General features: G+C 40.4%; 8 protein-coding genes. 3 read left to right on the forward strand and 5 right to left on the reverse strand.

Annotation, left to right across the window (positions count from 1 at the left end):
* Positions 1–56 precede the first annotated feature (56 nt).
* The 3 genes from NJ959_RS22540 to NJ959_RS22550 all read right to left on the reverse strand — a co-directional run bounded on the left by NJ959_RS22540 (position 57) and on the right by NJ959_RS22550 (position 4,906).
* On the reverse strand, positions 57–857 hold the full coding sequence (locus NJ959_RS22540) for a class I SAM-dependent methyltransferase (RefSeq protein WP_254013989.1): 801 nt from the start codon (positions 855–857) through the stop codon (positions 57–59).
* Between the two features lie 343 nt (positions 858–1,200).
* The gene (locus NJ959_RS22545) at positions 1,201–3,435 is read right to left on the reverse strand and encodes a glycosyltransferase family protein (protein WP_254013990.1); all 2,235 of its coding nucleotides are present in this window, start codon (positions 3,433–3,435) and stop codon (positions 1,201–1,203) included.
* 223 nt (positions 3,436–3,658) lie between these two features.
* On the reverse strand, positions 3,659–4,906 hold the full coding sequence (locus NJ959_RS22550) for a polysaccharide deacetylase family protein (protein WP_254013991.1): 1,248 nt from the start codon (positions 4,904–4,906) through the stop codon (positions 3,659–3,661).
* Positions 4,907–5,096: 190 nt separating this feature from the next.
* Between NJ959_RS22550 and NJ959_RS22555 the strand changes: the two genes are divergently transcribed.
* From NJ959_RS22555 to NJ959_RS22565, 3 genes are all read left to right on the forward strand, one after another.
* Positions 5,097–5,783, forward strand: coding sequence for a DUF488 domain-containing protein (locus NJ959_RS22555; RefSeq protein WP_254013992.1), 687 nt, complete (start codon positions 5,097–5,099; stop codon positions 5,781–5,783).
* Entirely contained in the window at positions 5,767–6,213 is a 447-nt protein-coding gene (locus tag NJ959_RS22560) for a DUF488 domain-containing protein (protein ID WP_254013993.1), read from the forward strand. Before NJ959_RS22555 ends, NJ959_RS22560 begins: the two co-directional genes overlap by 17 nt.
* A gap of 176 nt (positions 6,214–6,389) precedes the next feature.
* Positions 6,390–7,100, forward strand: coding sequence for a dual OB domain-containing protein (locus tag NJ959_RS22565; RefSeq protein ID WP_254013994.1), 711 nt, complete (start codon positions 6,390–6,392; stop codon positions 7,098–7,100).
* A gap of 53 nt (positions 7,101–7,153) precedes the next feature.
* On the opposite strand, the gene NJ959_RS22570 is transcribed toward NJ959_RS22565, so the two are convergent.
* Together NJ959_RS22570 and NJ959_RS22575 are read right to left on the reverse strand one after the other, a co-directional pair.
* A complete protein-coding gene (locus tag NJ959_RS22570) occupies positions 7,154–7,297 on the reverse strand; it encodes a CAB/ELIP/HLIP family chlorophyll-binding protein (protein WP_254013995.1) in 144 nt (47 codons plus the stop codon).
* 37 nt (positions 7,298–7,334) lie between these two features.
* Complete coding sequence (locus NJ959_RS22575) at positions 7,335–7,478, reverse strand: CAB/ELIP/HLIP family chlorophyll-binding protein (RefSeq protein ID WP_254013996.1); 144 nt, start codon at positions 7,476–7,478, stop codon at positions 7,335–7,337.
* Positions 7,479–7,695 lie beyond the last annotated feature (217 nt).

Raw genomic sequence — 7,695 nt, forward strand, 5'->3', positions numbered from 1 at the left:
ACCAACAACCAACAACCAACAACCAACAACCAACAACCAACAACCAACAACCAATATCACTTAGTCGCCACCACAGCGATATTCCAAGCAAACCGCTTCATAAAAGGGATCTTTTTCACCCATCGATCCAGTTTCTCTAACCCCTGATAAGTTGGCATAAGTCTTTCTTCTTCCAGGATAATTTTCTTCCAGTAGCGCTCCTTATTTGGATCGACTTTTTCAATCAAATAAAATTGCAAAAAGATCCAGAGCGTTGCCAGCCAGAAGGTATCGTAAGCAGTATGAGAAAACAGAGATTGGACAGTATTAACAATATTAATATCTAGCGGCATCTCATCATCTGTCCGGACTTCCGTAGCAATGCGCCGATAAACATTAATAATGGGATTATGTTTGAGAGGGTCCCAAAAACAGGCTTTTCCCCCTGGTTTAAGCACTCGGTGCATTTCCTTCAAAGCAAGTGTAGGATCTGGAATGTGATGTAATAAATTCGAGGCGTAGACGAAATCAAAAGTATTGTCATCAAAATCTAGCGCCATGGCATTAGCAGTACATCCTTCAACTTGAACCCCATTAGCTGTTGCTAACTTCAGCGCTACTTCTACCATTCCTGGCGAATAGTCAGCCGCGATACAACGCGCCCCTTGGGTAGCAAAATAAACACTATTTTCACCCGCACCGCATCCTAAATCTAACAAAAGCTTGCCTCGAATATCTCCCATATTTCGGAGAATAAATCGGTTTTCCGGTGCAGTACATGCTTCAAAATAGTCTGCTACGCGGATGCCATCTACATCAATTGCAGCCGCCCAATTGTCATGAAATTGTCGTTCTTTTTTGAGAGTTTCTTCTAGCATTTTGATTCTGAATTAGTTAAACACAAAGACACAAAGGGGAGGATCCCGAGAAAGGAAGAAATGCAGGTTGTATTCTTGCTCCCCCCTTTCACAAGGGGGGCTGGGGGGGTGAAAAGGGGGGCAAAAACAAGTATCTTTCCCTTCATTGGGATGCTCCCACACAAAGACACTAAGAAAGATCTAGTAAAAGTTACGGATTCACGCATTTTACTTTTGGGGAGAAGTCGGTGAGGCTTTTGGTGAAGCTGATAGATTGTTGTGGTGACTTGTCCCTCTGGAGACAAACTATCCCTCGTTCCCGGTTTTTGAGTTTGGGGATAAATCCACTTTTAGCCTTGAATTTTTATGGTGCGGATACATTAAGTGAATCGATGTCAATTTGGCAGTAATTCATTGTTTGATCTCGATCGGAACTCAAAACATCCAACAAGAGATAAGCTGGATTTTTGCCGTGAATTGACAGGGTGAAATTAGATGACTTTACTGAGAAATATTCCTTTTTTGTAGTTTGTGCAGAGCCAACTATTTTACCTTGACTATCCACCATTGCCAATCCTATGGATAATGGTACACAGGGATCGTCGGGAAATTTCACTGTTCCGGTAACTGTTGCTTTCTCTGGCAGTGAACCCAGATAAAGGAAAGAAGTTACAGAGCCATTTAATGACTGATTTTTTTTCAGCAGTATTGAACCTGAGAGTCCGACTTTTTCCACTCCATTAGAATGTTGTGTGACTAGGGAATAGGTATTATCTATATTTTTATTCACTAGAGAATCAGATAAGGGCTGATTTAACACAATCCAGTCTAATTGTCCACCGGGTTTCGCGCCAATTTTTTCCTTCATGGTGGTAAGTGTTGCCATCGCTGTCACAAGGGAAGTAGGACGAATTCGTTGATAAATCCTGACATTTGCACCTCCTTCTAATGTAAACTCTTGGGGTAGGCGTTTGAAGTCTTTGGCAATATCCCAATTTTGGGTAAAAGCATCAAACACAACTTGGACGACATCAACTTCTTGATTCGGGAGCCATTCACCGACAGCCGGAGCTTTTGTTAAATCTGTGGGAAAATTGGCCAGAGGATTGGGAATAACCACATACTGCGCTTGTAGCAATGTTTCTAGGGGGTAGGTATCTTGAGAGTCTACCTGGGGCGATCGCAAAATGTTCAATATTCGCTCATCTGGTTGGTATAATACCCTTTCTGCCGCTTTCACCGCACTTAAATTAAGCTGAAGGCGTTGATATCCTACCACATAGATTGGTTCGCTATTGGGAGCTAGTTCGCGCAGGTAGTTAACCAGTCGGACAACTTCATTGTAGTCTGTACGGACTAGTGGTGGCATATTCAGGGCAAATAAGGGGCGAAAAACATTATCAAATTTACCGATTGGGGTGAAGCCCATGAAAAAATTGCTCAGGAGATAGCAGCTAATTAGACTTAGCATTATCGTGCGAACTTTTCCAGTTAACCTAGTCCATGTTGTCCAGATTAAGGCGACTAAACCGATAATAACTAAAGGGGTAACATGTAAAGCATAAAATACATTTGTATAGCGCAGCATCCCCAGCCATATAATTAGTGCGAATACACCCCAAATTCCCAGTAGGCTGGCAACAGGAAAAGGTACGGCACGAGTGAGAATACTTGCAGAAAAACCGATTGCTACTAACAGCCAGGTTATCCAACCATAAAATCCAGCATATAGCTTAAATATATCCGGAAATGGTAAGCTCCAAGAAGCGTAGAGGGATCTGTAATTAGTCGTTAGCGCCTGATAGGTAAACTCCGGCGCAATAATCCAGAGTGTGGCAAGACTAATCATCCCAATTAAACCAATTTTTATCCCGATTGATAGTAAATTCCACCAATAGAGTAATTTACTTCCCCTCTTACCTCTTTTACCTAACTTATCACCTCTTAATTTATTGACAATTAAAATCGCACTTTGCAGAGTCATCGCACCTAGTAAAGCAATTCCACCATAAACAAAATGGCGACGCAATACCACAGCTAGTCCAATGGAAATCCCCATTAGCAGAATCCGCCACCATTGTTTCAGCTTAATATCCTGCAAATAAAGAAAAGCTGCGATACCAATAAATAAGGCTCCTCCTGTATCGGGAATACCGAGAAAAGTTGCCATCCAGTTTACTGGAATAAGTAACGTTAAAAACGCCGTTGACCAAAAAATAATTTCCTGATGGACAGGAATTAGCTGAATTGCGATCGCGCCCATGACTAAAGCAAATGGGACGAGGTAAACTAAAGCAAGGCTAATTTCATAGATGATGCGAGACTTACCAAAGATTAAGATAAAAGGAATTAACGGTAAAGTGTAGACGCGATTCCGTTCATATCTCAAAGAATCAATAATGTCTTCTATTCCCTCAGATGGGGATTCTCGAAAAGTATTGGCAACTTTAATTGTGGCATTATACCAGTCTATCCACCAATGAAAATTTTGTTCCTTGGCGATATATAGGACTGTAATTGTCACAGTCATCAGGACTAGCAAAATTAAACAGAAAGCATTAATAAGAAATTTGACAGTTTGGGTTAAGCGCTCTTCCATTGAACTAGTAAGTTATCAGATAAAATATACACAGGACTTACGCAAATCCTCTCTTTGTAGGGTGTGCTAGCGCAGCGTAACGCACCATTCCCATCACTACTAGTGTTGCTGCGTAAGTCCATATCCAGTATGAAGTATGAAAGATCAAAGTAGGAATTGTGTAGATTGGTGTTATTCTCTCATGGGAATAAACGATAAAATTACAAAATTCACCCTTCACCCTTCACCCTTCACTAAGCGGATGATCCATTTCTAACAATTCCGGAACCGTCACAAACCTATAGCCAAGCTGTGTGAGTTGCTCGATTATTTCCGGAAGCGCCTTTACCGTTTGGGAACGATTACCACCACCATCGTGCATCAAAACAATAGCCCCCGGTTCCGCTTTACGGAGTACATTTCTAACTAACTGATTGGCACTGAGGGGTCGATAATCTATCGCATCATCTGACCACATCACAATAGTATCCTTCTTTTTCTGGGCGTAGTCAACTAATCCATTGTTAAGCACACCACCTGGCGGACGAAATAGAGATGTTTTCACTCCTGTTTTTTCAAATATAATATCTGCCGTTCTTTCAATTTCTTTGGTAACTGTGGCTCGATCCATTTTATGATACCAGTGATGCCAAGTATGATTGCCAATTACGTGACCATCAGTAACTACTTTTTGGGCAATTTTCGGATAATTTTGCACATTTTCACCGATCCAAAAGAACGTGGATATCATATTATTTTTCTTAAGGATATCTAGGACTTGCTCAGTAGTCCGAGGCCAAGGTCCATCATCAAATGTTAATGCAATAACTTTATCTTCCTCCGAAGGTTTAATCTTATGAACAACTTTGGAATGAAACTTGGTAGGCACTAAAAAGTTGCTAGATGGTGTCTCTCCAATGGGACTTTTCTGACTTAATGAATTTGTTGAGGAGGAATCAACAGCTTTATCTTGTGGGATAATATTATCGACAGATTGGTTAGTTCCCGAAACTCCTGATGGTGCAAGATCGTTTCCACTAGATCTCGTTGATACTTCCTGCTGTTTGTCTGAGTTTAAACTAGGTGAATTTCCCTTCCGATCTACCTTGTCATCATTTAAACTAGGGGATGCTGAATCCTCTGTTTTGGGGGTAGTAAATAATTCCTGTTGCTTGTCCGAATTCAAACTCTGTGACTGTTCAATCTCCTTTTCATTTTCTCTGAGAGGAGTTTTTTTGCTCTGAATACTTGTATCAAGAATGGGATTCCCAATGGGTTCCCCATCTGAAGCAACAGATGAATTTCTTTCGAGAGGATTAGCCAACTTATCGTAACTTTCAATTCGTGTCTCTGTCTGTATATCAGAATTCATCTCCTGCGCCCGAGTCGCTGGGTTGGCTATTCTGTAAATACCAATGCTCAAAAAAGCACTGACGACTACCAGAGTAATAAATATCAGTTGCCGGAAACGGATGCGATGATGTTTTGCCACACTAGATCTCCTATATCAGGCCTATTATAGATCGAGAATTATCCACCAACCATAATTTAACCCCTTTGCGCTAAAAGATTATCTATCTCCCCTTTCGTGTCTTAGTGTCACCGATCCCTCCTTGCCACAGCCACAAATAATTTGGTAATCCAGATTGGCTAAAATAGAAGCCTAAGTTAGCCAGATCCGGATGAACAATACCAAGCAATTATTTACGATCGGACATTCTAATCTCAGTATTGAGGCCTTTATTACTTTACTTCAGCAGAATAAAATTACCGCAGTTGCCGATGTGCGATCGCATCCCTACAGCCGCTACTTGCCCCATTTTAATAAACCTACCCTCCAAGTGGCACTATCAAATGCTGGAATCCGCTATGTGTTTCTCGGTCAAGAATTAGGAGCCAGACCTACCGATCTAAGTTGTTATGTTAATGGTAAAGCATTATACGAACGCATTGCCGCAACAGAACTATTCTCCCAAGGAATTCAGCGGCTACTCAAAGGAGCCGAAACTTACAAAATTGCCATGATGTGTGCCGAAAAAGATCCCATTACTTGCCATCGCACTATTATGGTTTGCCGGGAATTAAGAAAATTTGATCTAGAAATAAATCATATTTTAAATGATGGTACTTGGGAATCCCATCAGCACCTAGAAGAGAGACTACTGATTTTACATGGACTAGATACATTTAAAGTAGAACAACCCAGACAGTTGTCCCTATTTGATGAAATCATATCACCCAATCAATTTAGCGATAGTGCAGCGCTGCTGCAAGGAAATCGCACGGTTGAAGAAAGGCTAGCAGAAGCTTACCATCGACAAGGAGAACAAATTGCTTATCAGACAACCAACCATGAACAAACAGATTGATTTATTTACCATTGGCTTCACTAAAAAAAGCGCTCAACAATTCTTTGAGACACTGACTAATTCTGGTGTTAAACGAGTCATCGATACCAGGCTAAATAATGTATCTCAATTAGCAGGATTCACAAAAAGAACCGATCTTGAGTACTTTTTACACCAGATTGGCAAGATTGATTACATTCATCGTTTAGATCTAGCCCCAACTCAAGATATTTTAGACAAATACAAGAAAAATGGCAAGGATTGGGAAACCTACGAAGAGCAGTTTTTACAGTTAATACAGCAGCGCCAAATTGAGGAAAAAATTTCACCAGATATCTTAGATGGAGCCTGTTTGTTGTGTAGTGAACCAACCCCCCACCACTGTCATCGTCGCTTAGTTGCTGAATATTTGCTTAACCAGTGGGGAAATATAAAAATATGCCATCTTTAATAAGATGTGAGATGTGAGATGTAAGATGTCGTAGGTAAAAGGTGGTAGGTGAGAGGTAATAACTAATAACTTAATCTGCTAGTTATTTAGGACTGCTAATAGCTAATGGCTAATGGCTAATTACCTCTTATAAATTGGGAATTCTCAAAATAAACCATCTATACTCAAGACTAACAATGACCAGAATTATCTGTTTAGCGAATTCATGGAAACATGGCAATCGGTGTATCGCTGGGATCAATACCCTTAAAGGGGAATGGATTCGACCTGTTTCTAATTTACCAGATGGTAGCATTTCCAAAGAAATGCGCCTGATTGAAGGGATAGAACCCGCTTTGCTGAATATTCTTGAAATTCCTTTAGCTAAAACGGGACAAGACTTTGGATTTGAACGGGAAAATCTATCCGTTTTGCCGGGAAAATGGCAGCGAGTAGGACAGATTCCACCTGGTTACTTACTTAAATATTGCAGCAAAGAAGAATATATTCTCCACAACGATAAGCGATATGTTACTGTTAGTTTTTTGCAATCATTACCGCAATCAGAAAGAAGAACTTTAGAATTAATTAAAGCAGTAAGATTCTTAGTTAAACCTATAGGTCTAAGATTTGAAAGTAGTCAAAAATGGGAAGGTTATATAGTAACGGCAAATGGTCAGGAATTAACGGCTACAATTACAGATCCGGTATTTATTCGCCGTTTAGAGTTAGGATATCGCCCTAAAAATAATTATTTAATTACCGTTAGTTTGAGTATGCCTTGGAGACCTGGGGATTGGGAAGGAGACGATCCTTGTTGGAAATTAATTGCCGGGGTTATCGAATTACCTGAACCATCAAAACAGAAAATTACGGCAGATACTGATGAAGATGATCTGCCGTTTTAGGAAGAGGTGAGAGGTGATAGATTAGATTATTACCTCTTACATCTCACCTCTAATTACATCAATCCCAATTGTTGCAGAATGCCTTGTCCGGTCATATATTCAGTGGCGATACCAATCACAAAGCCTAGCATTGCCAAGCGACCATTCCAAGTTTCTGCGAAATTGGTAAATCCAACCTTACTCTTTTCTTCTGCCATGACTTTTCTCCTTAGTTCCTTTGATATTTGATGTTGACTACAGTAGACCTAATTGTTGCAGAATGCCTTGTCCGGTTAGCAATTCAGTGGCGATGCCAATTACAAAGCCTAGCATTGCCAAGCGACCATTCCAAGCTTCTGCGAAATTGGTAAATCCAAACTTTGTCTTTTGTTCTTGCATGATTTTTCTCCTTAGTTCCTTTGATATTTGATTCAGTCAGTTCCGTCGATTTTAGATTTGAGCTTGACTGGTTTCCCTGGAGATGAATTTAGGAACCCGTCAAAAAAATAATCCCAAATCTAAAATCACCACAGTCAATCAATAGCCTTTTCAGTTGACTAGAGTAGACCTAATTGTTGCAGAATGCCTTGTCCGGTTAGCAATTCAGTGGCGATGC

The sequence above is a fragment of the Limnofasciculus baicalensis BBK-W-15 genome (assembly GCF_024178385.1).
Lineage (GTDB): Bacteria > Cyanobacteriota > Cyanobacteriia > Cyanobacteriales > Coleofasciculaceae > Limnofasciculus > Limnofasciculus baicalensis.